The organism is Lysinibacillus sp. NPDC093692 (genome assembly GCF_050280125.1).
Taxonomy (GTDB): domain Bacteria; phylum Bacillota; class Bacilli; order Bacillales_A; family Planococcaceae; genus Lysinibacillus.
Genome location: NZ_JBNNUW010000016.1, coordinates 69,445 through 96,390, shown reverse-complemented (window position 1 = coordinate 96,390; position 26,946 = coordinate 69,445). Strand labels below are relative to the sequence as shown.

At 37.3% G+C, this 26,946-nt stretch carries 26 protein-coding genes and 1 riboswitch; of the genes, 10 read left to right on the top strand and 16 right to left on the bottom strand.

Translation table 11 applies throughout. The features are described 5' to 3' along the window. Window positions 1–11 precede the first annotated feature (11 nt). The 3 genes from ACQKN4_RS16865 to recX are packed head-to-tail and all read right to left on the bottom strand — an operon-like array spanning window position 12 to window position 1,411. Entirely contained in the window at window positions 12–281 is a 270-nt protein-coding gene (locus tag ACQKN4_RS16865; RefSeq protein ID WP_079562723.1) for a YfhJ family protein, read from the bottom strand. Next, window positions 282–611, bottom strand: coding sequence for a YfhH family protein (locus tag ACQKN4_RS16860; RefSeq protein ID WP_079562722.1), 330 nt, complete (start codon window positions 609–611; stop codon window positions 282–284). Continuing rightward, on the bottom strand, window positions 608–1,411 hold the full coding sequence (gene recX / locus ACQKN4_RS16855) for a recombination regulator RecX (RefSeq protein WP_427484253.1): 804 nt from the start codon (window positions 1,409–1,411) through the stop codon (window positions 608–610). The genes ACQKN4_RS16860 and recX overlap by 4 nt, the downstream gene beginning before the upstream one ends. Window positions 1,412–1,673: 262 nt before the next feature. Here recX and ACQKN4_RS16850 point away from each other — a divergent pair, with 262 nt between their 5' ends. After that, a complete protein-coding gene (locus ACQKN4_RS16850) occupies window positions 1,674–2,492 on the top strand; it encodes a polysaccharide deacetylase family protein (RefSeq protein WP_323650759.1) in 819 nt (272 codons plus the stop codon). 44 nt (window positions 2,493–2,536) lie between these two features. Beyond that, on the top strand, window positions 2,537–3,916 hold the full coding sequence (gene rlmD, locus ACQKN4_RS16845; RefSeq protein ID WP_427484252.1) for a 23S rRNA (uracil(1939)-C(5))-methyltransferase RlmD: 1,380 nt from the start codon (window positions 2,537–2,539) through the stop codon (window positions 3,914–3,916). Window positions 3,917–4,467: 551 nt separating this feature from the next. Here the strand turns inward: rlmD and ACQKN4_RS16840 are convergent. Then, window positions 4,468–5,646 carry an MFS transporter gene (locus tag ACQKN4_RS16840; protein ID WP_079562719.1) on the bottom strand — a complete coding sequence of 393 codons (1,179 nt, stop codon included), beginning with the start codon at window positions 5,644–5,646 and terminating at the stop codon, window positions 4,468–4,470. A gap of 369 nt (window positions 5,647–6,015) precedes the next feature. Here ACQKN4_RS16840 and ACQKN4_RS16835 point away from each other — a divergent pair, with 369 nt between their 5' ends. Beyond that, window positions 6,016–6,201: an SE1561 family protein gene (locus tag ACQKN4_RS16835; protein ID WP_049668848.1), complete on the top strand. Its 186-nt coding sequence runs from the start codon at window positions 6,016–6,018 to the stop codon at window positions 6,199–6,201. Window positions 6,202–6,247: 46 nt separating this feature from the next. Here the strand turns inward: ACQKN4_RS16835 and ACQKN4_RS16830 are convergent, their stop codons facing one another. Further along, entirely contained in the window at window positions 6,248–7,039 is a 792-nt protein-coding gene (locus tag ACQKN4_RS16830) for a YwqG family protein (RefSeq protein ID WP_427484251.1), read from the bottom strand. A gap of 434 nt (window positions 7,040–7,473) precedes the next feature. Between ACQKN4_RS16830 and ACQKN4_RS16825 the strand changes: the two genes are divergently transcribed. Further along, entirely contained in the window at window positions 7,474–9,012 is a 1,539-nt protein-coding gene (locus tag ACQKN4_RS16825) for a fumarate hydratase (RefSeq protein ID WP_427484250.1), read from the top strand. 392 nt (window positions 9,013–9,404) lie between these two features. After that, window positions 9,405–11,309 (top strand): heavy metal translocating P-type ATPase, encoded by a 1,905-nt coding sequence (locus tag ACQKN4_RS16820; RefSeq protein ID WP_427484249.1) that lies wholly within the window; start codon window positions 9,405–9,407, stop codon window positions 11,307–11,309. 55 nt (window positions 11,310–11,364) lie between these two features. Here ACQKN4_RS16820 and ACQKN4_RS16815 read toward each other — a convergent pair whose 3' ends face one another. Next, window positions 11,365–12,303 carry a YihY/virulence factor BrkB family protein gene (locus tag ACQKN4_RS16815; protein ID WP_427484248.1) on the bottom strand — a complete coding sequence of 313 codons (939 nt, stop codon included), beginning with the start codon at window positions 12,301–12,303 and terminating at the stop codon, window positions 11,365–11,367. Between the two features lie 24 nt (window positions 12,304–12,327). Further along, window positions 12,328–12,654: a hypothetical protein gene (locus tag ACQKN4_RS16810; protein WP_079562714.1), complete on the bottom strand. Its 327-nt coding sequence runs from the start codon at window positions 12,652–12,654 to the stop codon at window positions 12,328–12,330. Window positions 12,655–12,859: 205 nt separating this feature from the next. On the opposite strand from ACQKN4_RS16810, the gene ACQKN4_RS16805 reads away from it, so the two are divergent. Then, window positions 12,860–13,081 carry a DUF1128 domain-containing protein gene (locus ACQKN4_RS16805; RefSeq protein WP_079562713.1) on the top strand — a complete coding sequence of 74 codons (222 nt, stop codon included), beginning with the start codon at window positions 12,860–12,862 and terminating at the stop codon, window positions 13,079–13,081. 67 nt (window positions 13,082–13,148) lie between these two features. Here ACQKN4_RS16805 and motB read toward each other — a convergent pair whose 3' ends face one another. Together motB and motA are read right to left on the bottom strand one after the other, a co-directional pair. Beyond that, entirely contained in the window at window positions 13,149–13,919 is a 771-nt protein-coding gene (gene motB / locus ACQKN4_RS16800) for a flagellar motor protein MotB (protein WP_079562712.1), read from the bottom strand. Continuing rightward, window positions 13,903–14,706, bottom strand: a complete 804-nt coding sequence (gene motA / locus ACQKN4_RS16795; protein ID WP_079562711.1) for a flagellar motor stator protein MotA — start codon at window positions 14,704–14,706, stop codon at window positions 13,903–13,905. Before motA ends, motB begins: the two co-directional genes overlap by 17 nt. 878 nt (window positions 14,707–15,584) lie before the next feature. Here motA and ACQKN4_RS16790 point away from each other — a divergent pair. Continuing rightward, window positions 15,585–15,719 carry a hypothetical protein gene (locus ACQKN4_RS16790; protein WP_276207769.1) on the top strand — a complete coding sequence of 45 codons (135 nt, stop codon included), beginning with the start codon at window positions 15,585–15,587 and terminating at the stop codon, window positions 15,717–15,719. A gap of 180 nt (window positions 15,720–15,899) precedes the next feature. Next, window positions 15,900–16,463 carry a beta-class carbonic anhydrase gene (locus tag ACQKN4_RS16785; RefSeq protein WP_427484247.1) on the top strand — a complete coding sequence of 188 codons (564 nt, stop codon included), beginning with the start codon at window positions 15,900–15,902 and terminating at the stop codon, window positions 16,461–16,463. Window positions 16,464–16,514: 51 nt separating this feature from the next. Here the strand turns inward: ACQKN4_RS16785 and ACQKN4_RS16780 are convergent, their stop codons facing one another. Together ACQKN4_RS16780 and ACQKN4_RS16775 are read right to left on the bottom strand one after the other, a co-directional pair. Further along, window positions 16,515–17,102, bottom strand: a complete 588-nt coding sequence (locus ACQKN4_RS16780; protein ID WP_427484246.1) for a GNAT family N-acetyltransferase — start codon at window positions 17,100–17,102, stop codon at window positions 16,515–16,517. A 298-nt stretch (window positions 17,103–17,400) separates the two neighbouring features. Further along, entirely contained in the window at window positions 17,401–18,231 is an 831-nt protein-coding gene (locus ACQKN4_RS16775) for a polyphosphate kinase 2 family protein (protein ID WP_427484245.1), read from the bottom strand. 203 nt (window positions 18,232–18,434) lie between these two features. Here ACQKN4_RS16775 and ACQKN4_RS16770 point away from each other — a divergent pair, with 203 nt between their 5' ends. Continuing rightward, entirely contained in the window at window positions 18,435–19,148 is a 714-nt protein-coding gene (locus ACQKN4_RS16770; RefSeq protein ID WP_427484244.1) for a hypothetical protein, read from the top strand. A 24-nt stretch (window positions 19,149–19,172) separates the two neighbouring features. Here the strand turns inward: ACQKN4_RS16770 and map are convergent, their stop codons facing one another. The 3 genes from map to thiT all read right to left on the bottom strand — a co-directional run bounded on the left by map (window position 19,173) and on the right by thiT (window position 21,601). Continuing rightward, window positions 19,173–19,928, bottom strand: a complete 756-nt coding sequence (gene map, locus ACQKN4_RS16765) for a type I methionyl aminopeptidase (protein WP_079562706.1) — start codon at window positions 19,926–19,928, stop codon at window positions 19,173–19,175. 321 nt (window positions 19,929–20,249) lie between these two features. Then, the gene (locus tag ACQKN4_RS16760) at window positions 20,250–20,795 is read right to left on the bottom strand and encodes a DUF7010 family protein (RefSeq protein ID WP_079562705.1); all 546 of its coding nucleotides are present in this window, start codon (window positions 20,793–20,795) and stop codon (window positions 20,250–20,252) included. Window positions 20,796–21,040: 245 nt separating this feature from the next. Further along, window positions 21,041–21,601, bottom strand: coding sequence for an energy-coupled thiamine transporter ThiT (thiT, locus tag ACQKN4_RS16755; protein ID WP_427484243.1), 561 nt, complete (start codon window positions 21,599–21,601; stop codon window positions 21,041–21,043). 130 nt (window positions 21,602–21,731) lie between these two features. Then, a riboswitch (TPP riboswitch) is annotated at window positions 21,732–21,839 on the bottom strand. Window positions 21,840–21,966: 127 nt separating this feature from the next. On the opposite strand from thiT, the gene ACQKN4_RS16750 reads away from it, so the two are divergent. Further along, window positions 21,967–22,299: a DUF4870 domain-containing protein gene (locus ACQKN4_RS16750; protein WP_427484242.1), complete on the top strand. Its 333-nt coding sequence runs from the start codon at window positions 21,967–21,969 to the stop codon at window positions 22,297–22,299. A gap of 206 nt (window positions 22,300–22,505) precedes the next feature. Here ACQKN4_RS16750 and ACQKN4_RS16745 read toward each other — a convergent pair whose 3' ends face one another. Then, entirely contained in the window at window positions 22,506–25,586 is a 3,081-nt protein-coding gene (locus ACQKN4_RS16745) for an AAA family ATPase (RefSeq protein WP_427484241.1), read from the bottom strand. Then, a complete protein-coding gene (locus tag ACQKN4_RS16740; protein ID WP_079562701.1) occupies window positions 25,583–26,740 on the bottom strand; it encodes an exonuclease SbcCD subunit D in 1,158 nt (385 codons plus the stop codon). Before ACQKN4_RS16740 ends, ACQKN4_RS16745 begins: the two co-directional genes overlap by 4 nt. Between the last annotated feature and the right edge of the window lie 206 nt (window positions 26,741–26,946).

The window sequence follows — 26,946 nt, the reverse complement described above, 5'->3', positions numbered from 1 at the left end:
CCAGGGTTTTGTTATTGTACCATATCATCACTAGCATCAAGTAAATGTGCGTACTTGGGATTACGTCCCGCAAATGCATGCAGTTTATCGCCATAGCTGGCAATTAATTGACGCACCAAATTTTCAGTGTATTCCGTACCGCGATAAGCGTAACCAGCTTTCGCAGAAGTCGATTCAAAATCACTCCATAAAAGCTCGATCCATACTCGTGCACGCCCTACTGACATTTCTGGATTTTTTGCAAGCAACTCAGCTGTTAGCTTTTCAATTTTTTCATCCATTTATTTGCCCACCTTTACAGGTGATAGCATTGAAACAGGTAATGCCTCTTGGTATTTTTCGCCCCCTAAGCGATGGCCCCATGCGAAACGTCCTTTTAAATAATCCACTTGGAAAAATTCATTTTCAGAACCGTCAATACGATACATTTCTCCAGGAATTATTGTATCTAAATCCACTAAATAAGCTGCAGCCATTAAAGCCTTGCGCTCGTATACTGCGAATTCATTAATGATGCCTAGCTGTTCCGCCTTACGTGCTTTTTCCTTTATCCTAGCTATTTCTTCACGTAATTCATGCTCTGACATCGCAGCATAATTTTTTTCGTTCATTCCTCATTCTCCTTCTCTTCTATAAAACGATCTATAACTTCTATAGGAAAACCCTTTTGATAGAGCGCCTGCTTTATTTTCATTTTCAATTCAAAACCAGTATACTTCGATGAATACTTTTTCCAAACTTTTTCCCCTTGCACATCAAGTAGCTGTTGCCATTCATCTTCCTCTTGCTCAATCTCTATTTGACTAAGCACCTCATCTACAACACTAAAAGAATAACCTTTTCTCATTAAAAAATCTTGAATTTTAACTTTTATTTGTGTTGGCGTTTTCTTTTTTTCCGATCGAATGACCTTTTCAGCCAATTGTGTCGCAAGCTTTACCTGTTCCCCATGACTATATGTAGCCAATACCTCATCCTGTAAGCTTTTATCAATCCCTTTTTTCATAAGGTCTTGCCTAATTGCTTTGGGTCCTTTTTTCATCGTAGCCTTTTTCGTATCGAGCAACGCCTTGGAGTAAGTCTCATCATTTAAAAAGCCATACGATTTAAGCTTTTGTATAGCCTCTAAAATAACCGCTTCCCCAAATTCTAACGAGAGCAGCTTTTTCTTAACCTCATGCTCACTGCGAATTTGATAAGATAAAAAATTTAACCCTTTATTAAAAGCTTTTCGAATCTCATCCTCATAGGCAATTTCCTGAATATCAAATTCCTCAAGCACTTTGCCCTTCGTTAACCCAAATTGAATGAGAATTGCCTCATCTACAGGAAAAGCGTATTCTTCGTTCAAATATATATTATAACGTTCTGGATTGTTTTTTTGACGTGCAATCTTCGTAATAACACGCATTCGTAACACCTCACTATAACCATTATAACATTTTTCGTGAGTATTGCTTTTTAGGTACTTTCTTGGTTAGCGGGTATTCGCTTCTCTTCCGCGGGTATTCACTTCTCTTCCGCGAGTATTCACCTCTCTTCCTATAGAAGTGGGAGACTCCCGCTAAAAAAAGTTAAATTTCCCTATTTAAAAGGAACTTTTTTAATGAAATCAAGTAGGATAATTTTTAAAAAAATAACACATTCTAATAAAAAAGAAAGGATGCGTTTTTATGTGGAAACAGCATATAGTGGGATCGGTAATTGCTACTTTTATTATTGCCGCGGCAATTAGCTTTAATCCATTTTCGGCCTCCGGCTCTGATGAATACAACTGGGGCATTAAACGAGCGAAAAACGGTGAACCAGCTGAAGCTGGGGCACAGCTTGATCAGATAGTTGAGAAATATGGTGCCATTTATAAAGGAAAGCCTGATAATAAAGTTGCTTATTTAACCTTTGATAACGGATATGAAAATGGGTTTACGGAAAGCATTTTGGATACGTTGAAGAAAGAAAACGCACCAGCTACCTTCTTTTTAACTGGTCATTATTTAGAAAGTGCCCCTGATTTAGTGAAACGCATGGTTAAAGATGGCCATATGATCGGCAACCATTCATATGGTCACCCAAATATGGCGAGACTAACTCCCGATGGTATGCGTACAGAATGGAAAAAGCTTGACGATAAACTGCGTGAATTGACAGGTATTGAACGTACAACATATGCTCGCCCTCCTGAAGGTACATTTAATGCGAAATTATTAGAGGTAGGCAATGCTGAAGGCTATCGTCATATTTTCTGGTCTGTTGCCTTTAAGGATTGGGAAAGGGATGTACGACGTGGCGCAGATTATGCGTATAACGCATTAATGGAACAGCTTCATCCTGGTGCCGTAATATTAATGCATACTGTTGCGCAGGATAACGCTGAAGCTCTTCCTAGGTTTATTGCTGAAGCGAAAAAACAAGGCTATACATTTTTATCTCTTAACGACTTAGTTTTAGAACATGAAGATTTCCCTGTCGCTTTGCAATCGTCTACTCCTTAGTTATAATGGGGAGATGATATTAAAAGAACAGGGACGTGGAAAGCTTGACGCAACAAACAATAATGGAAGTAGGACAAAAATTTCCTCTAATAATAAAAAGACTAGGTATTAATGGTGAAGGCGTAGGCTTTTATAAGCGTAATGTCGTATTTGTAAAGGGTGCCATTCCTGGTGAAGAAATTACAGCACAAGTGACTAAAACACAGCGAAATTTTGCTGAAGCAGAAATAGTAACGATTCGCAAAGCTTCAAAACATCGCCAGGAAGCACCATGCCCAGTTTACAACGAATGCGGCGGCTGTCAGCTTCAACATATGACATATGAAAAACAACTGATTGAAAAGCGTGATATCGTCGTTCAAGCATTAGAACGTTATGCTAAACCATTAGCTAATTCAGTCGAAGTTCGTAAAACTCTAGGGATGGATAATCCATGGAATTACCGAAACAAAAGTCAATATCAAGTACGTAAAGAGGGTAAGCGTGTCTATGCAGGGCTATTTGCAGAAGGTAGCAACAAGTTACTGAACATCAATGATTGCCTAGTGCAACATCCGATTACATCAAAAATCACGGTGGCAACACGTAAAATTTTACAAAAACTGAATATTACTATTTACGATGGTCGTACGCTTGATGGCTTAGTGCGTACGATTGTTGTTCGTACAGGGATTCGTACAGGTGAAACACAAGTCGTGCTTGTCACAACACGTAAGGAAATTCCACATCTAGCCGAGCTCATTGCACGTATTAAAAAAACCGACCCAAGCATCGTGTCGATCGCTCAAAATATTAATCGTGAGAAAACATCGTTAATCTTTGGCGACGAAACGATTGTCCTCGACGGTAAGGAAACGATTCACGAGGAGCTTGGTGAATTAGCCTTTGATTTATCAGCTCGTGCCTTTTTCCAACTGAATCCAACACAGACTGTTCATCTCTATGATGAAATCAAAAAAGCAGCAGCATTAACAGGCAGAGAAACAGTTGTTGATGCTTACTGCGGTGTTGGAACAATCGGTTTATGGCTAGCTGACAAAGCAAAAGAAGTTCGTGGGATGGATGTTATTCCAGAAAGCATTCAGGATGCACGTAAAAATGCACGTAACCATGGCTTCAAGCATACAAAATACGCAGTCGGGACAGCAGAAAGTGTTTTAGCAAAATGGCGCAAGGAAGGATTTACACCAGATGTTATTACAGTGGATCCACCACGCACAGGTCTAGCACCAGAGTTTATCCGCACGGTGTTGAAGCTAAAACCGAAGCGCTTTGTCTATACGTCTTGTAATCCGTCAACATTAGCGAAGGATTTAAATGAATTATCGAAGTTTTATGATGTAGAGTATATCCAGCCAGTGGATATGTTTGCACAAACGGCACAGGTGGAATGCGTTGCGAAGCTTGTGTTGAAAAATAAATAATGTGAAGAAGGACGTCTTGAGGTATACTCTAGGCGTCCTTTTCGTTTTAAAATCGTCCATTTTATATACTAATTCGATGCACCCTAAAAAATGAGTTCTTATAAAAGCAAAACAAACGTCTCCTAAAATTAAGAGACGCCCGTTTTGTATTTTATTTTACTATGTAATGGACAGCTCTGGCTGCATGGATTAGTCATCTAAGTTAAAGTTCTTCTATTATATAGCGATAGACATCAAAGTCCCAATATTACTTGTCAGCAAATTTTATTTGATTTTATGTTTGCTTGTCTGTATAATATCATTCTAGGTGCCAAACCTATGTGACTTGGACGGAACATCCTTGTCACGCAAAGAACGCCATAACAGCACGGATTTGCTGGGCGTTTTTTGTTTTATGAGCGGGAAGATGAGCCCCGCTCTTTTATTTTGTCCAAAATTATACATAGCGCAAAAGCTTCCAAGCTAGCAATTTACTCGAGCTGTTACTTCCTCTACCCGAACTATTTGACTGACTCTCTTCTTTCCGCTTCAAGGATGATTTCAAAAAGACATTACATCGACACTATTCGCTTATTTTTATTTCGTCCAAATACTAACAAAATAATAGCTATAATTAGCAAAAGCATCGCTACTAATAAAAGGAAGCTATAATTTACATATTCTAAATAAATGCCGCCTAAAAATGGCCCTGTTAAGCTACCGATACTAAGGGCAATGCCACAAAGCAGATTTCCTGTTGGTAGAAGCTCTTTTGGTGTTAGGTCTGCCATATAAGTAATACCTAATGAAAACATCGAACCGACTAATGTACCTGTAAAGAAAAATGCTACGGCTACTGCCATTTGAGAATACTCTAAAAAACTGGCAATCCCAAAAATAATAGCCCCTCCAAATGACCCAATCATCAGGACATAACGTCGTCCTATTTTATCCGCTACTGCACCAAGCGGCACCTGCGTTAATATTCCGCCAAATGTAAAGACTGATAACATAATAGGAATCATATTGACGTCAAAATCTTTACGTAAAGCATAGACCGGGAACAAAGCATTTAAAGCAGATTCTAAAAATCCATAAGTGAATGGCCCTAAAAATGCAATCCATCCAAATGCAATGGCTATTTTATAACGATGCCAGCCTCTTGCATGTAAGTCTCCCGTTAAACGCTCTGGTTTTTCATTATGTAAAAGGAATACAAAAGCCCATGCAAATAAACACATAGCAGAGGACACAATAAACGGTAATGCTTCTGCAACTTGTATAAGTTTCACCATTAAAGGTCCAACTGCGAAACCTGTACTAAAGGACAGGCCGTAAATGGCCATACCCTTTCCTAAGCTTTTATGATCTGTGGTGCTTGTAATCCACGTTTGTGTCGCAAAGTGTAATGCATGGTCTCCTACTCCAATGAGTAAGCGTAGGACAAACCAAAAAGTCACACTTTTCCATAAAGGAAATATTAGCAGTGAAACAAACACAAATGCACCGCCAATTAATATAATCGGTTTATAGCCCCATTTTCGTAATGGCTGCTCGATAAATGGTGAGATTAATAAAGTTCCTATGTATAGACCTGTTGCATTCAATCCGTTCAACGCGGAGGATACCCCATCACGTTCGAAAATAATTGAAATTAACGGTAAAAGCATCCCTTGTGAAAAGCCTGAAATAGATACAATCAACACTAGAACGGCAAATCTTTTTTTGCTGTAATCTGAGAAGTACGTCATCTTTTCCTCCAACATCCAATCATTATTCCAAAGAACAGCATACCAAAAAGCCTTAGCGCTCACCACATGTGATTTTACGCTAAGGCCTAACTAACACTTATCTCCATTTAATTGTATAAACACGAATTTCGGCTTTTATATTGGCCGAGTACTTGTTTAAACTCCCTCCTTTTCGAGTTAGAGTCTTTTTAGATTTTTTAAATCAGCTCCTTTGCTTTTTCTTAATATTAATTTAACACACGCCCTCAATATTGTAAATATTCTGTCTATTAATTTTTTAAAATAATCGCTAAGTCCTAGGTGTTTACCTAAACATTGAAATTTAGTCCCGAATCAGCTAAGATGGAGGGGACGAAATGAGGTGTACGTATGTCAAATCCAATCACTGATAAAAAACAGCAAATGAATTACTTAAAAGAGCGTCTTGAAATGTTTTTAGAAGTTTTAGATGCCATCGATCCTGAAACAACTGAATTAGAGGATATTGATCGTTTAATTCAAATGATGGATGATTTAGAGGACAAAATGGAGCAATTTAATGCTCGTGAACAATAACTGATAAAAAGCAAGTGGAAACGCATCCACTTGCTTTTTATTTAAATTAATAGCAATCCCAATTATATAGAACTTTACTAAAATCTTTACGTTTTAGTTCATCCTCTGTGATGAAAAAGTTGCCGACCCCGACATCCCCCCACAGAATATGATCACCTACACTGTCAATTTGAAGCAACAAAATTGTTGAATCTGTATAGTCACCATAAGCTCTTGGATCTTCTTGAGTAAAGAATGGGTATCCCCCGATTTTATGACCTGTACTATTTAATGTTTCATAAAATGAGTCTACTAATTGATCATCGTCTTCGATAGCAACAAGGATCTTCGCATATGTTTTTTCACTTCTAAAGTCATTTGCTGATAATGGTTCATAGCCTGTTCCAAAGGACAATGCCATCTCTTTTTCCACAGGAAAGTATAATTCTTCTTCGTTCGCTTCAACAAACGAGAAATCTTGTACTAACTGTGACTCATCACTAACAATATGTTCGTGAAAAACAACGCGGAAGCCCTCATGATTTTGACCATTGTCAAAATCCATCCCAAGTACATCATCGTAGCCATCAATATAAAACTGCAAGATTCCCTCTTTAGGGAAGTTTGGTAAATGCTTCGGAACATCTGCAAAATTAATTTGAGCTAGTAATTTTAATGGTTGCCCTTCTGGACTTTTCGGATACTCCATTGACAGTGGAAAATACGGATCGCCAGCAAACTTACTTTCAAATAAAGAAGTTTTTCGTACTTCCGTTTCAATCAATACAGTCGGCTGTATCGTATCCTCTATTACAGTCCTATTTTGTTCAAATGCTTCAGGTAAATTAAGTAACTTCATTCTATTACCTCCTAAAGTAAATTCACATTAATTATAGAACAAACGTTCCGTTTTAACAATCTTAATTATGATGAATCGATAGCATATGAATAAGGCAAGAAACTTCCGTTCAGCGGTAGGTATAATCAAATAAGTCCATAAATCAAGTGCTTCTCGGAAGTTTTATCTTACCAGTTCTTAAATCCATCTGCTTCTCGGGAAAACGACTTCGATTCCTACTATATTCCTCTTAAGATATTATTTATTACCCTGCTGCAATTATCTTATTACAACCTTAACAATAAATTGATTAACATAATTTCACATTTATATTTCCTCTTTTTGAGAATAGGCCTTTAATTCCGACCACAATGAGTTGAACTCTTTTTTTCATTAGTTGAAAAGAGTATAATATTACGTGGGAATAATCAAATTTTTATGGGGGGCAATACTAAATGAATATCCAAACTTTGGAGAAAAGTCTTTATGATTTAATTACTGAAACGTCTACGAATCTACCAAAAGACGTACGTCGTGCTATTAAGAAAGCTAAAGAAGCTGAGACTTCAGGTACTCGTGCGGCAATGAGCTTAGACACAATCTCAAATAATATTATTATGGCAGAAGATAATGTATCACCAATCTGTCAAGATACTGGTCTACCAACATTCAAAATCTATACTCCTATTGGTGTAAACCAATTAGAAATTAAAGCAGCTATTAAAAAAGCTATTGTCGATACTTCTGCAGATGCAAAATTGCGTCCAAATGCGGTTGATTCATTAACAGGTGCTAACAGCGGTAATAACCTAGGTGACGGTCTACCTGTTATGAAATTCGAACAATGGGAAAAAGACTATATCACAATTAAATTAATCCTTAAAGGTGGCGGCTGTGAAAATAAAAACATTCAGTATAGCCTACCTTGTGAGGTTGAAGGTCTTGGCCGCGCTGGTCGTGATTTAGATGGTATCCGTAAATGTATCCTTCACTCAGTATACCAAGCGCAAGGTCAAGGCTGTTCAGCTGGTTTCATCGGTGTAGGTATCGGTGGCGACCGCTCTTCTGGTTACGACTTAGCGAAAGAACAATTATTCCGTCATGTGGAAGATACAAATCCAAATGCTGAACTTGCTAAGTTAGAAGAGTATGTAGTGAAAACTGCTAATACATTTGGAATCGGTACAATGGGCTTCGGTGGTGAAGCAACATTACTTGGTTGTAAAATTGGTGTTATGCACCGTATCCCTGCTTCATTCTACGTATCAGTAGCTTATAACTGCTGGGCATACCGTCGTATGGCTGTGGACATCAATCCTCAAACTGGCGAAATTATTAACTGGCATTATCAAGAAGGCGAAAAAATTACATTTAAAGAAGATGAAGTTGCAGCAACAACAGAAGATACTACTACAGATGTAGTGGAACTTACTGCTCCTATTTCTGAAGAACAAATTCGCTCTCTAAAAGTTGGTGACGTTGTATCAATCACTGGTCGTATGTATACAGGCCGTGACGCAATTCACCATCATTTAATGAGCCACGATGCTCCAGTTGATCTTAATGGACAAGTTATTTATCACTGTGGCCCTGTAATGGCAAAAGACGAAGAAGGTAACTGGACAGTAAAAGCAGCTGGTCCAACTACTTCTATTCGTGAGGAGCCATATCAAGGTGACATCATGAAAAAATTCGGTATCCGCGCTGTAATCGGTAAAGGCGGTATGGGACCAAAAACACTTGCTGCATTAGAAGAACACGGTGGCGTTTACTTAAATGCAATCGGTGGTGCTGCACAATACTACGCAGACTGCATTAAAGGTGTTGACGGTGTTGACCTAATGGAATTCGGTATTCCAGAAGCGATGTGGCACTTAAACGTTGAGAAGTTCACAGCTGTTGTAACAATGGACTCTCACGGTAACTCACTACACGCAGATGTAGATAAATCATCTCTAGAAAAACTTGCTCTTCACTCAGAACGAGTATTCTAATAAAGAAGCAATTTCTTTCAGAAGTTAAGCCATTTTTACTACACAAATTTGAAAAGCACAGAATATTCCTATGAATATCTGTGCTTTTCATTTGTTCAAAAACATTTCAAAAAGCCTCACAATCACCCCAAACTCCATCTAATTCCACTTATATTCCACTTTCTATCAATTATGCCTCGGCATAATTGCGTTTAAAATCGACTTCGTGCTTAGGCCTGCTGAAAAAAGTTAAAGTCCTTTCTAATTTCACACTTTCTTTTTCCAAATTCCTTTGTTATAATAATTCTAAATTAGAAAGAAGTTAATTGAAATCTATTTTCAATTAGAAAAAGTTTATAATCATTGATTTATATAGATTTTGATATTGATTTTCATTATCAGGAGGGATAAAAATGGAGTATACTAATCGAGAAAACATTAGCTTAATTGAGAAAACAAAAGAACATGCTGAATTAATCGCCGCCCTTATAGCAGGTTTGTTTATTTTGCTTGCATGGCGTTTAGATACTAGCGAGCAAACAACAGCTTCTATTCTTTTATATATTATTGCATTTTGCGTTGGTGGATTTGCTAAAGCAAAAGAAGGTATTGAAGAAACCATTGAGAATAAGGCGCTTAACGTTGAACTATTGATGGTATTAGCCGCGCTTGGTTCAGCAGCAATAGGTTATTGGACGGAGGGTGCTATTCTAATCTTCATCTTTGCTGTGAGTGGTGCTCTTGAAACATACGCAATGAACAAAAGTCACCGTGAAATTTCTGCACTCATGAATTTACAACCCGAAGAGGCATGGCTTGTTCGTGGTGGTTTTGAACCAATGAAAGTTGCTGTATCAACTCTACAAATTGGTGATCACCTACTTATTAAGCCCGGTGAACGTGTACCGGCAGACGGTGTAATCTTTAAAGGGCAGTCTTCTATCGATGAATCTGCAATTAGCGGCGAACCACTTCCAGTAGCAAAACAGGAAGGCGACGAGTTATTTGCAGGAACAGTGAACTTAAATGGTGCCATTACAATGGAAATGACAAAACCAAATTCTGAAACACTATTCCAAAAAATTATTCAACTTGTACAAAGTGCTCAGAGTGAAAAATCTCCATCACAACAGTTTATAGAAAAATTCGAAGGTACTTATGTGAAATTCGTGCTACTTGCCGTTGCCCTCATGATGTTTCTACCTCACTTTGTACTAGGTTGGGACTGGACGACAACATTCTATCGAGCAATGGTACTCCTAGTAGTTGCTTCTCCGTGCGCACTTGTTGCATCTATTATGCCAGCAACACTTGCTGCCATTTCAAATGGTGCAAAACATGGTGTGCTATTCAAAGGAGGCTTACACTTAGAGCACCTAGGTGCATTGCGTGCACTTGCAGTAGATAAAACAGGCACTTTAACACAAGGTAAACCAACCGTTACTGATTTCATTGTTCGCGAAGGATCAGACCGTAAAAATACAATGTCCATCCTTGCGGGTATTGAAGCTCAATCGAACCATCCACTTGCTCAAGCAATTACTTTATTCGCAAGAAAAGAAGGGATCATACAATTTCCTCAGACCACTATTAAAGATATTCCAGGTTGGGGTATTAAAGGTTACGTTAATGAGGTCGAGTACCTTGTTGGTAAACCAGATTTTGTTGGTGTAGATGAGGCAAATAAATTTGCAAATGGCGTAGCAGAAAAACTCGCTTCAGAAGGAAAAACGGTTATTTTCATTCGTGACAAAGATGGCATCGTTGCATTGGCAGCCTTAAAGGATACCGTGCGAAACGAAGCAAAAAAAGCAGTTTCATTACTAAAAGAACTAGGTATTAATGTTGTCATGCTAACGGGTGACAATGAGAAGACAGCAAAGGTAATTGCCAAGGAAGCAGGTGTGACAGAATACGTCGCAGAGTGTCTCCCTGAAACAAAAGTGACTGAGATGAAACGACTTCTTTCTGAACATAAATTTGTGGGCATGGTCGGTGACGGCATTAATGATGCACCCGCATTAGCAACCGCCACTACCGGAATCGCTATGGGAGAAGGAACAGATGTTGCTTTAGAAACAGCTGATGTCGTTTTAATGAAAAATGACTTATCAAAAATTGCCTATGCCGTACGCTTATCACGCAAAATGCAACGGATCGTCAAACAAAACATCTTCTTCTCAATCGGCGTTATCGTTTTATTAATTGCCTCAAACTTTTTACAAGTCGTCGATTTACCCCTAGGTGTAATCGGTCATGAAGGTAGCACCATTTTAGTTATTTTAAACGGCTTACGTATGCTGAATAAAAACGTCTAAAACAAACAGCCTCGTATCACAAAACGTGATTTCGAGGCTGTCCTTTTTAATATTCCTAACTATTTGTTAAAGTCTCCTGCATCACAAGTTCTTTTTGCAATGCTTTTTTCTGCATCGTCGCATTTAAAACGCCACCAGAAATCACAATAATTCCCGTGAAATATAGCCAAAGCATTAAAATAACTACGCCCCCAATACTGCCATATGTAGCGGAATAATTCGCAAAATTATTAATATAAAAGGAGAAAGCGAACGTAACTGCCAGCCAGCCCAAAGTCGAAAACAATGCACCCGGCCAAACACTCATTAATTTCAAACGTGGATTTGTATTCGGAATAAATCTATAGACCCCTATTAATACGATAAAAATAAGTAAAGGTGGTATCCACCAGCGCATTCTATGCCAGATAATTTCAAATTGCTCCTCAATGCCAACAATCGAAAATAAGAAATGCCCCACTTGTTGCCCAAAAACCGGTAAAAGTAGTGCGACAGCAAAAACAACGACAAATGCTATAGTGAAAATAAGGGATAACCCTCGTTCTAATATACTCCCCCTATTTTCTGTATCGTAGGCCTTATTCAAGGCTCTAATCAACGCATTAATCCCTTTAGATGCAGACCAAATTGTTCCAAGCACCCCGATGGATAATAGACTACTATTACGACTTGTTAAAATTTCATTTAATGTATTTTCAATAAGCCTATATACCTCGTCCGGCATAACATTCACCAGAAAGGAATACACTTGCGTCGTCTCTAAATTCAAATACGGTAGTAATGTAACTAAAAAAATTAATAGCGGGAAAAAAGATAGTAAAAAGAAATAAGCCAATTCTGCGGCAAGAGCTGATATTTCCACTCGTTGAAAGCGGAGAATTAAATCTTGCATAAAGCCTCTCGATGTCATTACATCTACAGTGTCTTCGTCTGGTGAGACAAATGATTTCACCACACCAACAGCTGTACGTATCGATGCTTTTTTCTTTTTCATACAAATTTCCTCCTGTACGAACAACTATTCTTTATCAGGTAAAGCAAAGGCTGCTTTTGTATCATTAATCATGCTTTCGATTGTGGAAGGTAATTCTTTAAATTCATCCACTTTATCAGCAATCGAATTTACATTTTCTGACACACCTTCACATAGCACTTTTGCGGCCAATACTTTTTCCTCAACTAGCACTTGTAATTCCTCTCGATTGGCTGCATAATACGTGATTGCTTCTTTCATCTGTTTCGTTGTAGCTATTGTTTTTTCACGCGTTGTACGGTCCAACATGCTTAACGCAGCACCAACTGCAGCACCAACTACGATGGATGCTAATAATTTACTTCGTCCCATATTAAATACCCCCTGTTTTAAATGTGTTTTAGAATAATAAATTAATTACGCCTCGACATACTTGCCGTCCAGAGGCTTTAACTTCTTACTGCCCTTATTCTACCCAATAACAGTCTATTTTTAAAGCAATGCCCAAATCAGTGTTGACATTTTTTTTATTCAATGAAATGATATTTCCGAGGATGATGAAAGGTAGGTTTAAATAATGGATTTATCAGTACCGTCAAAAGAGAACGTTATTTATATGGTTGATCAAATGAAAGAAAAGCTTCGTATGGTGAATGTCGATGCAATGAAATCGGAAAATTTCAATGAAGCTGATTACGAAGATCTTGTTTATTTATACGAAATGGTCATGAAGCGTGATACATTTAGTCCGAGCGAAATGCAGGCTATCGTTGCTGAATTAGGCGCTTTGCGCAAATAAATAGGATTTTGTAAATAAAAAGCTATTAGCAATAAGGCATCAAAGCCTGTTACTAATAGCTTTTTTTCTATTTTGCTTTTTTTGCAGCAGTACCATCCTCAGTGACAAGAGGTTGTATTAAGACTTCTACACGACGGTTTTTAGAACGTCCTTCTGCAGAATCATTTGGTGCAATGGCACGGTTCTCACCGAAACCTTGTGCACTAAAGTTTCGACGATTTAACTCCGAGTTACTGTTTATTAAAATTTCTGCGAAGTTCACTGCACGCAATACTGAGAGTTGTAAGTTAGAAGTGAAGTTAGGACCAGCTGGAACATTATCCGTATGGCCCGTAATCACAATACTACGCGGTGGATTAGATACTAATACATCTGAAAGTTCTTTAGCTATCGAATTATATTCTGGTTTAATCTCTGCTTTCCCTGGATCAAACAAAATACTATCACGAATTGTTACAAGTAAACCCTCATCAGTCATCGCTGTTGCAAATTGACCTTCCATCTCATTAACTGCGATAAAATTATCAACGTTATCTTTAATTTCAGCTAACTCCTTCTGATCCTTTAAATACGCGGAGTTTTGCGCTTGTTGTGGTGTTTTGTCACTTTCTGCATTTGGACTTTCTATCGGTGCAGGCTGCTCTAAAAAGCCTGTACCACCATCAAATACTTGATTAAACACAGCTGACATTCTCTCTAGTTTTTCTTGGTCTACTGAACTTGATGCAAATAATATGATAAATACTGCTAATAGCAGCGTTAAAATATCTGCATACGGAACTAACCAAGACTCATCGATATGCTCATCATGCTTTTTTTTCTTAGCTTTCTTTGCCAAGGCCGCCCGCCCCGCTTTCATCAGAAATTTGACGACGTTCTTCCATTGTTAAGTAAGAAGATAATTTTTGTTCGATAACACGTGGCGCCTCCCCTTCTAAGACAGAAAGGATGCCTTCAATCATCATTCTTTTTTGCTTAACTTCGATAGCAGATTTACGTTTTAATTTATTCGCAAATGGATGCCATAAAACATAACCTGTAAAAATACCTAGTAATGTAGCCATAAAAGCAGCTGAAATAGCATGTCCTAGCTTTTCTATGTCATTCATATCTGCTAACGCGGCGATTAAACCTACTACCGCACCGAGTACCCCTAAAGTCGGGGCATATGTACCAGCTTGTGTAAAGATTGCAGAACCACTAGCATGACGTTCTTCCATTGCTTCGACTTCTTCTGTTAGGACGTCACGAATATAATCCGCATTTTGACCATCAATTGCTAACGTAAGTCCGTTTTTCAAAAATGGGTCTTCTATTTCTGAAGCTTTACTTTCAAGCGCTAGTAGACCTTCACGGCGAGCTAAATCAGCCCATTGTGAAAACATCTTAATAATCTCAATATCATCCGCTAATTTTGTTTCTTTAAAAAGAATTTTAAATAGCTTTGGTACACGCTTTAACTCCTTCATTGGGAAGGCAATTGTTACTGCGGAAATTGTACCGAAGATGATAATTAGAATGGCAGCTGGGTTATAAAACGCACTTAAACTTACACCCTTTAGCACCATTCCTGTTAATAGCGCTACTAGCGCAAGTATTAACCCTACAATCGACGATATATCCATTCTAGAACCTCCAAATCTCCTATTAAGCTTTATTTCGTCTTTTTTTCCATAATTTTAATATAGTATAAATGTATTTCACATTTTTTTCGATGTAATAAATACTTTTTATTCACTTTCCGACCATATTTGATTATATCGAATTAAGAATAATACATTAAATTGTCTTTATTTGAAATCACTTAAGAATTTGTTATTATCCTTCAACACAAAATTATTAAAATTTGCTGAATGAGTCGTAAAAGAAGGAGTAAATACCTAAAAATATCAATTTCACTATATAAGCTATTCGACGGACAATCAAAAACCACTTCAGATAATTACTAAAATTTTATAAGAAAATAGTGTAAAACAACTGTTTATTGGTGTGTCAGACGATACTTTTTTTCACTCTCACAATTAAAGTGCTTCTAAAGAATCATTTATTTTTTTCCTCTATTTAATCAATTATACCTCGGCATAATTGCGTATGGATTCGGCTTTATGCTTGGGCAAAAAACTTTTTTCACCACCTAAAGGTACGGAATTACCTATTTCACTGTCTTGCTACAGAGAATGCTGCCTATTATTTTCGTATGGAGGGTAGAAAGAGAATGTCGTTTGGAGAGCTATTGAAGAATGAGCTAAATCAAAGCTTGACGCATGACTTTACGATCAATCTTGAGGTAAATGAATATAAATAACATTACTGCGGATAGGTAAAAAAGAATCTGTTCTTTGTAATAAAAACTAGGCATTTTAAGTATTTTATACCTACTAATCTTAGTCCAGACTAGGTATCTTATGGATGTCATAAATTCTCCTTAGATTTTCCTAGCAACCTATTGTATAATTACTTTAGATATTATTGTAGATTATTTCAGTAGAGAGGAGCTTTTATTATGTTCATTACGACTGTACTAGGCTTTTCAGCCGTTTTACTAATTTCTACGGGATTCTTCATCCACTACCTACAAGTTGGTTTAGATACTAAGTCTTCAGTAACTATAGATCCAAAACCAAGTGAAAAATTCTAATCTATCTATAAAAAACAGCTACATAACGTAGCTGTTTTTTATTTTTTTACTTATTTCATTTCGCTAAAAGATTACTAAACTTCTTTTTTTCTTAAAAAAATTGCGTGAATATTGTCATTATTATTTGCATATTGATCATTTTGCTCTAAAATATTTCTGTAGGGAAGGGAGCAATCTTTCATGACAATGTTACAAGATATTCTTAAATTTAATGAAGATTTCGTTCAAGAAAAAAAGTATGAGCCTTTTATTACAACAAAGTATCCTGATAAACGCATCGTTGTGTTATCGTGTATGGATACTCGACTTGTAGAGCTGTTACCTAAAGCTATGAATTTACGTAATGGCGATGTAAAAATCGTTAAAAGTGCTGGGGCATTAGTTAGTCACCCTTTTGGTGCAATTATGCGTAGTTTACTTGTAGCTGTTTATGAACTACAAGCAGATGAAGTGTATGTTGTTGGACATTACGACTGCGGTATGAGCGCAGTTGACCCAGAAGCAATGCTAAGTAAAATGGTTGCTAGAGGAATTAACCCTGAAACTATCAAAACGGTAGAAAATTCAGGTCTTGATTTAAAAGAGTTTTTACGTGGCTTTGGCGACGTAGCAACAAGTGTTAAGAAAAGCGTAGATACAATTCGCAATCACCCGTTAATGGTGAAAGATGTGCCCGTTCATGGATTAGTAGTTGATCCAAATACAGGTCGCCTTGACTTAATCATAGACGGTAGCAAACAATAGTAAAGATAAGAAGCGTCTATCCTTCATGACTTGAAAGTTAGACGCTTCTTTTTATTCGTTCTCTAAACGTGCATACATGTAATGATCCACCCATTTGCCATTAATGTACAGCAGCTTTCTCAAGAGGCCTTCTTGCTGAAACCCAGACTTTTCTAAAACACGGATAGAAGGATTATTTTGTGTTGAAACATAAGCCTCTACACGATGTAAGCCTACTTGCTCGAACGCAAATTGCACAACCATATTAACCGCTTCTGTTACGATCCCTTTCCCCACATAAATTTCATCCATCGCATAGCCAACAAATGCACTGGAATACGGTAAACGTTTTACTGCATAAAGAGCAATATGTCCTATTAGATTATTTGTACCCGGCTCAAAAATACCGAAAGTAAACTCCCTCTTTGAGTCCATTAAGTATAAGCTTTCTTGAATTTTTTTATATTGAGCATTAATTGTATAATATTCAGGTCGTTGTAACGGTTCGTATGTAGACCAAAAATATTTATTGCGGCTTACGAGATCAGTTAAACTTTGTGCATCTTTTTCGTAAAATGTGCGAATGTAGCATTTATCCCCCTGAATTGATACCACATTTTCACCCTTTTTCCTCAATAGTCTCCAAATTTTAAGCACCATTTCTCCACACTAACCTTCCGATAATTGTTTAAAGCCTGCATTCAATTTTCAATGGATCTAACCCTAATAGCCTGAAGTTTCACTGTATCTCACTTTAAAGGTCAATAACTGGTCAATAACTGTCGTTCCCTGTTTTAAATTGATTTTCAATCAACATAGTCGACGATTAGCTGACTATTATGCTCACTAACAATTTGTGGGTAAACACCCACCGAATTGAAGTTTTATTTTATTGTATGTAAAAAAAGATGCTGCTACAACTAAAACATCTCGTCTTGTTGTTACAGCATCAATAACATTATTTCACTTTTTGTTTTTGTTTTTTAGGCTTCTCTTCTAGCAATTCAAGGCTAGACGATTCAGCATCTTCTAAATGCGTTTTGTCTAAGACATTCGTTAAATGAAGGCCACGTTTTTTTGCTTCACGTTCGATATGTGCTAGTGTCTCTTGCAGTACCTGTACACGAGCATACTTTTTATCGTCTCCTGATATTAGAACCCATGGAGCATTTTTCTTATCAGTCTTCTCAAACATTTCATTTGCAGCCTCTACATACAGTGGTGTTTTTTCACGATTTCGCCAGTCTTCATCTGTTAGCTTCCAAGACTTATATGGATCCTGCTCACGTTCTTTAAAACGTTTAAGTTGCTCCTCATCTGATACTTGAAGCCAAAACTTAATGACAATATAATCTCCTGCCGTTAAAATCTTTTCAAAATTATTCATTTCTCCGTATGCACGAGACCACTCTTCATTTGTTGCAAATCCTTCAATACGCTCAACTAATACACGACCATACCAAGAGCGATCAAAAATTGCGATTTGTCCATGCTGTGGCAGCTTTCTCCAAAAGCGTTGTAAATAATTGTAGCGTAGTTCATGGGGCTGAGGCGCTGAAATCGGGTGTACGACATAACCACGTGGATCAACACGTTCAATTAGACGCTTAATAGCGCCCCCCTTACCAGCGGCATCCATACCTTCAAATACTAAAATTAACCCTATTTTATTGTTTAATAAAAACTGTTGAGCATTTAACATTTCATACTGGAGTACTTTTAATTTCTTTTTATACATTTTCTTATCTAGATTAACTGTTAGATCTAGATCATTTAAATTTTGAGTCATTAAAACTTCACTCCTTACATTTGTATACTTCCATTGTACTAAAGAAATATATGAACGCCTATTTAAATGGTAAATTGTAGATAATTTTAGCGAAACAACACGATACATTGTTGGAAATTTCCGTTATAATGAAAATAGTACGTTACAGTCCTATACTTATTTGTCTTTTCCCTATACAATTTAACACGAAGGGAGAGGAAAACATGCCTCGATTTTTTTTGATGACAATCACTTACATTGTCTCACTTATCCTAACCTTTTCATCCTATTTCATGAAAATAAACGGTCAATCTTCCTTAGAGATTTCAAATCGTTTTCCAGTAATATTTGCACCTTTTAATGTTAGTTATGTGATTTGGATTGTGGTTTACATGTTACTTGGTTATTGGTTAGTCATGAATCTAAAAAAGACAACTATTAAACAGACTGTTCTCTTTAGTAGCATATGTATCATGCAGGCGCTAGCAATTGTTGTTTGGCATCACGAATTATTTATCATGTCAATCGTCAGTACGTTTATTTTAGTACTGTATTTATCAAAGTTGTACAAAACGTACCCTTTCAGCAATAACTCACTTACAGGTCGTTTACCCTTCTCGATTTACTTCGCATGGGTTACATTCAGCCTGATGACAAATGTAAGCTTCACGCTAACATCCTACCAATGGAATGGTTTTGGACTTAGTGATCCATTGTGGGCAGTTATTTTACTGACACTTGGGGTTGCAATAGCACTACATATTCGATTCCATTATTTTGATATTATCTATCCAAGTGTATTTATCTGGTCCTATATAGGGGTCGTATTACATAATGGTTTTGATGAGCTACTTGTGTCAACGGCAGCCTTGTTTTTATGTGGGGTGCTACTTGTCGGTATATTATTTATTAAAAAAAATCCTGCCCACCAAAAATAAATTGGTAGCAGGATTTTAGCTTTTTTATTGTTCATCAAGTGAAGTTAAAATAATTGGTTTGTCTTTTGTAACGATAATTGAATGCTCGATTTGAGCAACTAATGATTTGTCTGGCGTAACGAATGTCCAGCCATCACCAGACTCCACAATATGCTCCGCTTTCGCTGAGATAAATGGCTCAACTGCAAGAACCATACCCTCTTTCATAATTGTAGAATCCCATGCATCATAATAGTTTAAAATATGGTTTGGCTCATCATGTAAAGAACGACCTAAACCATGTCCTGTTAGGTTCATAATCACTGTTAAATCATTAGCATATGCTTCACGCTCAACAGCTTTTCCGATTTGGTTTAATTTTGATCCAGCTTTTACTTTTGTCATCGCACGATCAAAAGCACTTTTGGCTACGCGACACAACTTTTCTTTATCCTCATAACCTTCACCAACTACAAATGAAATGCCTGTATCAGCAAAATAGCCGTTTAATGAACCAGATACATCTATATTGACGATATCTCCTTCTTTAATCACACGTTCACCTGGAATACCATGTGCGACTTCCTCATTAACACTAATACATGTGTATCCTGGGAAATCATACTCCCCTTTAGGTCCAGAAACTGCTCCGGCCTCAGCAAACATACGGCCTGCAATTTCATCTAGTTCTAGTGTTGTTACACCTGGTTTTGTAGCAGCCTTCATTGCTTCACGAATTTCAGCACAAATACGGCCGATTTTTTTAAAGGCTTCAATTTCTTCTTGCGTTTTTACAATCATTTTTAACGTCCCTTTCATCTAATATCTACTATTTAATATAACATAACTTTCTATGCTTAAAACGCTAAACGCTTTAAATATTATATGCCATCTTAAATTATAAAGTGCTGAAAACAGGCTTATCTCCATAACGTGAGATTGATTTCCGTTCCGGCTGGGCGCTTTGTTGCTGGCGCTTCGCTTAACTCTGCTTTTTTATTTTCCGCTAACTGAATCTAACTATTTCACAGTTGCAGCACTAGAAAAGACAAAAAGCACCTTTATTCAGATGCTTTTTAAAAAGATTCAGTGGTTTACTGTTATTCAACTGACAATAGGTGCTTAAACATGACTGACTTTGAGTTCTCTTAGAATTAAAAGAGCACCAACTCCATAAACAATAGACATTGCTAAAGGTACTAGAGTGAAAGCTTGACCAACAAAGAAGCCACCTAAAATTAGAGCAGAAAGACAGATTCCTAAAGTAACAAATAAATATGCTTTGCTTTTATAAATCCATATGTAAGGCAGAAAATGAGAGCCTGCTAGTAGGCCAATTGTGAAGGGCAGGTATTCAGGTATTTTCATATACACAATTATAAATACAGGTATATAAAAAGCTTGAGGAGCTGCTACTATTCCACTTAAAGTACCTAAAGGGTTGTCAGTAGAGAGTAAATTAACACCCAGAATTTTACTAATGACAATCCCAATAGGAAAGATGACACCTAAGCCAAATATCCAAATTAAACGTATAGCTTCTATTGGGAAAACTAAGGGCATAAAGGCGAAAATTAAAAAGACAACGGCGCCAGAAAGCAAAATGGGGTATCCTTTTTTTGCTTCAAATATAATTTCTTTTTGTAAATTTTCAAGTGTTTTATTCATTAACGCACTCCCCCTTCATAAAATCGGCAAAAGATTTATATAATATACCATCATTCAACTATTTTTACCATTGATTATTCAATAATGCAATTTTTGTCATAACTGAAAGCTATGGAGAAATTGCTTAGGAAGGGAAACTTGATTACTGCACAGTATCTAAATTTAATCTGTCTTTATGTTTTGATAGCAACAATCTTTAACAGCCTAAAAATAAAAACCCTTCACTCATGTGAAGGGCATAATCATTATGATTTTCGTTGCATTAATTGAGGTGCTGCCGTAAATAACAAAACACCGACAATCGCTGTTAAAATCGTTGCTGGTAGCATATATGTTCCATTATAGATGATTGAATAAACCCATGCATTTTGATTGCCAGCATACTCTGCGAAAAATACAGCGCCTCCAATGGTATGTGCTGCATAACGTAAAAAGCCCGCTAATACCGTTCCTACAATAATATAAAGCGCCATTTTCTTTTTATTTAAATCTTTTGCTGCCTCAAGCACTGGCCCACGCACTACGGCCGCTAAGCCTACTACCGTAAAGGCAACACCATAATCAAGTGTTCCTTGAAGCCAATGTATAATATAGGCACCAAACATTGTTTGCATAACACCAATAAGTAAACCCGTTACCATGCCTGGAATAAGGCCCCAGCGAAATGCTATTAACATTATTGGCACCATTACGAGACTAACAGAGCCTCCTTGTGCCCATACTTTAAAGGAAACCTGATCAAGCACAAGGCCAATCGCTGCGAATATCGCAATTTCCACAAGCATTAATAGTTTTTTATTGTCCATAATTATTCTCTCCTTTGTTCCGATGTAGGATACAAGAGCAGGAATAGAAATCAGTTGGCAAATATGTCCCTATCTAGCATCAATAAAGATAAAAAAACGATGCCAGGACAGAGCCTCACATCGTAAAAGTGTCGGTTTCTATCCACATCCCTACGCAAGCGTTAACTTACAGGTTCAAAGAGTTAAGGCATTACGTGCCCAGTCTCAGCTGACATCATCAGCTCCCCTTGTGGTCGTTACATCTTAATTTAGTTGAACAACCTCATTGTACGCAAACACTGTAACGATTACAACCTCTTCCACATTAATTTTTTTTGAAACTTTACTGTTTTTCATGCGTAAATATTTAAAAAGGAGGTACAACTATGGAGAACCAAAAAATTTTATCTGCCTTTAGTTATCTCAGTATCTTTTTTGCACCCTTTATTGTGCCATTAGTCGTTTACTTTGTTTCAAAAGATAACGACGTAAAGAGTCATTCTCTTCGAGCATTAATATCACATTTAATCCCAGTCGTATTTGGAATAATATTTTTTGCAGTCTTTATTTTCTCAACTTTATCATTCAACACTTTTGAACCAGATTCAGGTAGTAGTTCTTTTCTTATCATTTGGTTAGTTTCATTTTTGATTTACATTCTTGTTTCAATCGGAATTGTCATTTGGAATATTATTCAAGCAGTTCGCGTTATCCGATAAGTTTCATTTCAACCTTGAACAGAGAGTACTAAAAGGAGCTGTTATTTTTTGAAAGTATCTAAAGTTGTCAAAACCGCCGTAAAATTAGCACCAATCGTTATTCCAATTGTAAAAAAAGTAATCGCTGCAAAAAAAGGAACATATCCTAACGTAAATAAAAAGTAATAAAAAGGCGTATTTCCACACATCGGAAATACGCCTCTTTTTTATTTCACTTCAAAATATGTTTGACTGTGACCATTCATTGTTTTTTCAACGTGCAACACTGCAGGCATTGTAGCTTTTAACTCTGCAACGTGCGAAATGACGCCAATCATGCGTCCAGAATCTTGTAAATCAATAAGCGTATCAATCGCCTTATTTAATGCCTCTTCATCAAGAGAACCAAAGCCCTCATCAATAAACATTGTTTCAATACGGATATTACCTTGAAAGCTTTGAATGACATCTGCCATCCCAAGGGCAAGACTTAAAGAAGCATTAAACTTTTCTCCCCCTGATAATGTTTTTACATCACGTAATTGGTCTGTATAGGCATCATACACATCTAGCCCAAGTCCACTTTGCTTAGCATGCTTTTCTAAACGATCTGAACGTCGTAGCTCAAATTGACCGTTGGATAAATGATAAAGCCGGACATTTGCTGCCTCTGTAATTTTATCTAAATAATTGATTTGAATATAACGCTCAAAGGACAGCTTTTTCACATTTTGCCCATTTAACATTGCATAAAGTTCCTTTACTCGTCCCGCTTCTTTTTCAAGTAAGCGTATTTCCAGCTCCGCTTCCTCTACTTTTTCGATAAAGTCTGTGCAAGCTTTCGCAAATCCTTCCATCTGCTGCAATACTTTAAAGGCTTCCTCATAGGTTACACGAAGCATCTCTAACTTTTCTTCCATTGCCGTTAAATCTTGTTTCTCTTGTCCTTTAAGGTGCTTCGCTCCCTCAGTAATTTGCACCTGTAAAGTGTGGATTTGCATAGCATAATCACTGCATGCCTTCCGTAAAGCTTCTATTTGCAACACGCTACGCTTCCCAGTAGCAAATTCTTCATAGCTTTCAAAGCCGGCTTCCTTCATACTTACTGAAAATTGTTCGCGCTTTTCATCCATTTTCAGCTTTAGCTCCTCAAAAGCCTGTTTCGCTATTTCGACGGTCATTCTAGCATTGTTTGCTGCTTCCTTGGCAGCTTGCAAACTTTGTTGGCTAATAGTCCACGCAGTTTGTAAGGCAACCTTTTGAGAACCTATATGAGCAATTTCCTGTTTCATTGCATATAGCGTCGTAAGATTTTCTGGAATATGTTTTTGCTGCTCTTCCACAACTACTTGTTGTTTAGTCAATTCCTTCGTCTTTTCAGCTAAATATTGCTCTAGCTTTAATTGCTTTTCTTGTAGCTGCTCCATTCGTGCACGATGATCCTTTTGTTGCATGCGTACATCAGACAATTGATTGCTTACTACTTTTAAGATAGTAATTTGTTGCTCTATATTTTGTAAGGAAGCTACAATTTGTGCTTGGTTCGATTGATCAACCTCATTCAACTCTAACTGTTCTAATGCCTCTTGCAGAAGATGCTTTGAAGAATTCAATAAAGCTTCTTTCTCTAAAAACTTGCGCTCAGCATTAGTAGCCTTTACTCGCAAAACTTCCACCTGTGCTAATTCGATCATCTCTAATTGCTCACGATGTGTTTCGAGATGTGTTGTACTACCGCACACTGGGCAAGCCTCTCCATCCTTAAGCTGCTGTGCTAAAATACTTGCCTGACTCGCAATCCATTGCTGCTCCAACTTTTGAAGAGCTTTCTTACTTTCTTGATAGTGAACATTAGTCATGGCTACATCCTGCTCTGCCATTTCTACTGCTCTAGTGTATTTTTCAACTTGCGCTAAGTATGATACTTGCTCTTTTAGCTTCGGTAACTGTTCTAAAAAACCTTCATATGGCTCAAGTTGTTTTTCATATTGTTCAATTGTTGTTGCTAGATGCTGAACTTGCATTTGTCCTGTTTCTACAATTTTACGATTATCGTCTACTGCTAGTTTGGCTGTTGTAACATATTGTTCAGCTATTTGCAGTTGCTGAAGATTATTCTCATACGCCTCGAAAGTTGGTAATAATGCTTGGAGCTGTAACTCCCGTTGTAAAACGTGTTGGCGTTCAGGTTCCTTCGCCTCTTCAACATTAAATCTTTCTTGCGCTATTTTTAACTGAGCTTCTGCGTTTTGTTGCTCTGTCACTGCTTGTTGACAGGATTGTTCTTTACGATTTTGCTCAGCACGTAAATCGACGCATTGTTGCTCAAGTATAACAAGACGTTCTGCTTTTTCTGCTAATGCAATTTCACGTTCTTTTGCGCTATATACACCTTGCTCTTGTAGCAATGCTTGCAAACGGTTCTGGCGATTCGTTTGCTCATCAAATTGCTCATTCAATGTTTTCGCCATACTATAAAACTCTTGCTCTTTTTGATGATGCGCATAAGCTACTTTATAACGCTGCTGTTCCAATTGTATACATTCAGTATAGTAGGTCTGCTCTTCTTCCAGAGCCTTCTTTAGCTGATGCATATTTTCGGTATTATTAGTAATGCAAGTAAATAGAGATGACGTGCGCTGTGGCAAAGCCCCCGCAATTTGGCCAAGAAGATGCTCTTTTAATTGCTTCGCGCGCAGTAAATCACTTTCTGTTTCTTTTCGTTTCGCATCAAGTCTTTTTGTCATAGCACCAAAACGGTCTGTTTTAAAAATCTTGCGCAAAATAACTTCTTTATTCGTAGAATCTGAAGTTAATAGTTTGCGAAATTCACCTTGTGGCAGCATAACAATTTGACTAAATTGATCCTTTGTCAGGCCTATTATTTCCTGTAGCTTTTTATCTACCTCAAGTGTTTGCTGTTTTTCTACAATACTATAATCAAGTGTGTCTCCTTTGATTTCAGCCAGCTCTATTTTCTTACCAGTAACACTTTTGTTCTTTTCTTTAATATGACCTGGCTGACGTACTATTTGATACACTCTATCATGCATTTCAAAAACAAGTTCCACAGCAGTATACACATCATCATCTGCAAACCCGCTTCGTAACATTGCCGTATCTTGACGGTCTTCACCACTACCCGATCCGTAAAGTGCATAGCATATAGCATCAAAAATCGTCGTTTTCCCCGCACCTGTTTTTCCAGATATCGCAAATAGACGATGTTCACCTAGCTGTTGAAAATCAATAACCTCTGTATTTTTATATGGACCGAATGCAGTAATCGTTAACTTTAAAGGCTTCATTTTACTGTTTCTCGCTCCTCATCTAATAATTCTTGCAGCATCTCTGTAAATAGACGCTCTGTATCTTGATCTGGCTGTATACCTATTATATCTGTAAAAAATGATCGGAATAAATCGATGTCTTCTATCTTCTCTGTCTCAACCGCTTGAATTTCTTGTGCTACTTCTTGGCGTATTGTTTTACGCTCAACATGCATCGCATGAGGAAACACTGTACGAATACGTTCCATCGGCGAAGTTACTGGCGTAGTATCTGTTAAACGTACAAATACATAATCATCACTTGGTGGTAATTGCAATAAATCATCCAGTATCCCCTCTACCACTCGTAAATCTCGTCTCGGTATAAGCTTTCGCTTCGTAACTGTTATTTCTCCCTGTTCATCTAGCTCAACTATTAAAAAGCCCTTCTCATGTAGGTGCTCTGATAATGAATACTTCAATGGAGAACCGGCATATCGAATCGTTTCATTCAACACAAAATGCGCTTTATGCAAATGTCCAAGTGCAGTGTAATGAAAAGGCTTAAACAATGCCGCATTTATGCAATCCGAGCCCCCTATTGATAAAGGTCGCTCTGATTCACTCGTATTTGCTTCTTCTTCTCCATACTTCGTCACAAAGGCATGTCCCACAAAAACATTACGTTTTGTAGAATCTAAACTTTGCCCAATATATTCAATAATTTTTTCCATCGCCTCTTGATGAGAACGAATGGAATCATCCTCTAAAATCGTCCGTACTGACGCTGGCTCTGCATAAGGTACGAGATGAAAATGTACTTCACCATATTCATCATGTAAAACGATCGGTGCATGGTCTTTCGTAAACTGGCCTTTAATATGTAATCCACTATCACTCATTAAACTACTGCCAAAGTTTAATCGACCTGCACTATCGTGATTCCCGGCAACTGCTAACACAGGAATTTTCTTATCAAGCACAATTTCCGCCAAAATATCATTTAGTAAATTCACTGCCTCAATCGGAGGCATCGAACGGTCATATAAATCACCTGCTATAACGATAACATCTGGTTTCTCTTCATCTATAGCTAGCTTAAATTGCTGTAAAATAAAATGTTGATCCTCGGTCATGTAGACGCCTTGTACAAGCTTCCCTAAATGCCAATCTGCTGTATGAAATATTTTCATTTTGTGCGCCTCCTGTCTATTTCATTTTATCATGGCTGTTGGATTGTTTGTTTTTCCTTTTAATAGTTTAAAAATTATAATAGGGCTCCTCATCATAACTTAGAGCTGACGTGTCAGGGTGTATCCATCGTTTCGGGCTGTACGGTCACTTCGATGATTCTTTCCGTCGCTCTGATGATTCCTTCCGTCGCCTATATTTTGATAGA

What these genes read in the sequence shown, in the direction of transcription:
- ACQKN4_RS16745 (WP_427484241.1), bottom strand. Translation starts at nt 25,586, where the DNA reads ATGAAGCCTTTAAAGTTAACGATTACTGCATTCGGTCCATATAAAAAT.
- map (WP_079562706.1), bottom strand. Translation starts at nt 19,928, where the DNA reads ATGATTGTAAAAACGCAAGAAGAAATTGAAGCCTTTAAAAAAATCGGC.
- ACQKN4_RS16790 (WP_276207769.1), top strand. Translation starts at nt 15,585, where the DNA reads ATGTTCATTACGACTGTACTAGGCTTTTCAGCCGTTTTACTAATTTCT.
- ACQKN4_RS16810 (WP_079562714.1), bottom strand. Translation starts at nt 12,654, where the DNA reads ATGGGACGAAGTAAATTATTAGCATCCATCGTAGTTGGTGCTGCAGTT.
- ACQKN4_RS16825 (WP_427484250.1), top strand. Translation starts at nt 7,474, where the DNA reads ATGAATATCCAAACTTTGGAGAAAAGTCTTTATGATTTAATTACTGAA.
- ACQKN4_RS16815 (WP_427484248.1), bottom strand. Translation starts at nt 12,303, where the DNA reads ATGAAAAAGAAAAAAGCATCGATACGTACAGCTGTTGGTGTGGTGAAA.
- ACQKN4_RS16830 (WP_427484251.1), bottom strand. Translation starts at nt 7,039, where the DNA reads ATGAAGTTACTTAATTTACCTGAAGCATTTGAACAAAATAGGACTGTA.
- ACQKN4_RS16785 (WP_427484247.1), top strand. Translation starts at nt 15,900, where the DNA reads ATGACAATGTTACAAGATATTCTTAAATTTAATGAAGATTTCGTTCAA.
- ACQKN4_RS16850 (WP_323650759.1), top strand. Translation starts at nt 1,674, where the DNA reads ATGTGGAAACAGCATATAGTGGGATCGGTAATTGCTACTTTTATTATT.
- motA (WP_079562711.1), bottom strand. Translation starts at nt 14,706, where the DNA reads ATGGATATATCGTCGATTGTAGGGTTAATACTTGCGCTAGTAGCGCTA.
- ACQKN4_RS16865 (WP_079562723.1), bottom strand. Translation starts at nt 281, where the DNA reads ATGGATGAAAAAATTGAAAAGCTAACAGCTGAGTTGCTTGCAAAAAAT.
- ACQKN4_RS16835 (WP_049668848.1), top strand. Translation starts at nt 6,016, where the DNA reads ATGTCAAATCCAATCACTGATAAAAAACAGCAAATGAATTACTTAAAA.
- ACQKN4_RS16740 (WP_079562701.1), bottom strand. Translation starts at nt 26,740, where the DNA reads ATGAAAATATTTCATACAGCAGATTGGCATTTAGGGAAGCTTGTACAA.
- ACQKN4_RS16860 (WP_079562722.1), bottom strand. Translation starts at nt 611, where the DNA reads ATGAACGAAAAAAATTATGCTGCGATGTCAGAGCATGAATTACGTGAA.
- ACQKN4_RS16805 (WP_079562713.1), top strand. Translation starts at nt 12,860, where the DNA reads ATGGATTTATCAGTACCGTCAAAAGAGAACGTTATTTATATGGTTGAT.
- ACQKN4_RS16820 (WP_427484249.1), top strand. Translation starts at nt 9,405, where the DNA reads ATGGAGTATACTAATCGAGAAAACATTAGCTTAATTGAGAAAACAAAA.
- ACQKN4_RS16760 (WP_079562705.1), bottom strand. Translation starts at nt 20,795, where the DNA reads ATGAATAAAACACTTGAAAATTTACAAAAAGAAATTATATTTGAAGCA.
- ACQKN4_RS16770 (WP_427484244.1), top strand. Translation starts at nt 18,435, where the DNA reads ATGCCTCGATTTTTTTTGATGACAATCACTTACATTGTCTCACTTATC.
- ACQKN4_RS16750 (WP_427484242.1), top strand. Translation starts at nt 21,967, where the DNA reads ATGGAGAACCAAAAAATTTTATCTGCCTTTAGTTATCTCAGTATCTTT.
- ACQKN4_RS16775 (WP_427484245.1), bottom strand. Translation starts at nt 18,231, where the DNA reads ATGACTCAAAATTTAAATGATCTAGATCTAACAGTTAATCTAGATAAG.
- ACQKN4_RS16780 (WP_427484246.1), bottom strand. Translation starts at nt 17,102, where the DNA reads ATGGTGCTTAAAATTTGGAGACTATTGAGGAAAAAGGGTGAAAATGTG.
- ACQKN4_RS16840 (WP_079562719.1), bottom strand. Translation starts at nt 5,646, where the DNA reads ATGACGTACTTCTCAGATTACAGCAAAAAAAGATTTGCCGTTCTAGTG.
- recX (WP_427484253.1), bottom strand. Translation starts at nt 1,411, where the DNA reads ATGCGTGTTATTACGAAGATTGCACGTCAAAAAAACAATCCAGAACGT.
- thiT (WP_427484243.1), bottom strand. Translation starts at nt 21,601, where the DNA reads ATGGACAATAAAAAACTATTAATGCTTGTGGAAATTGCGATATTCGCA.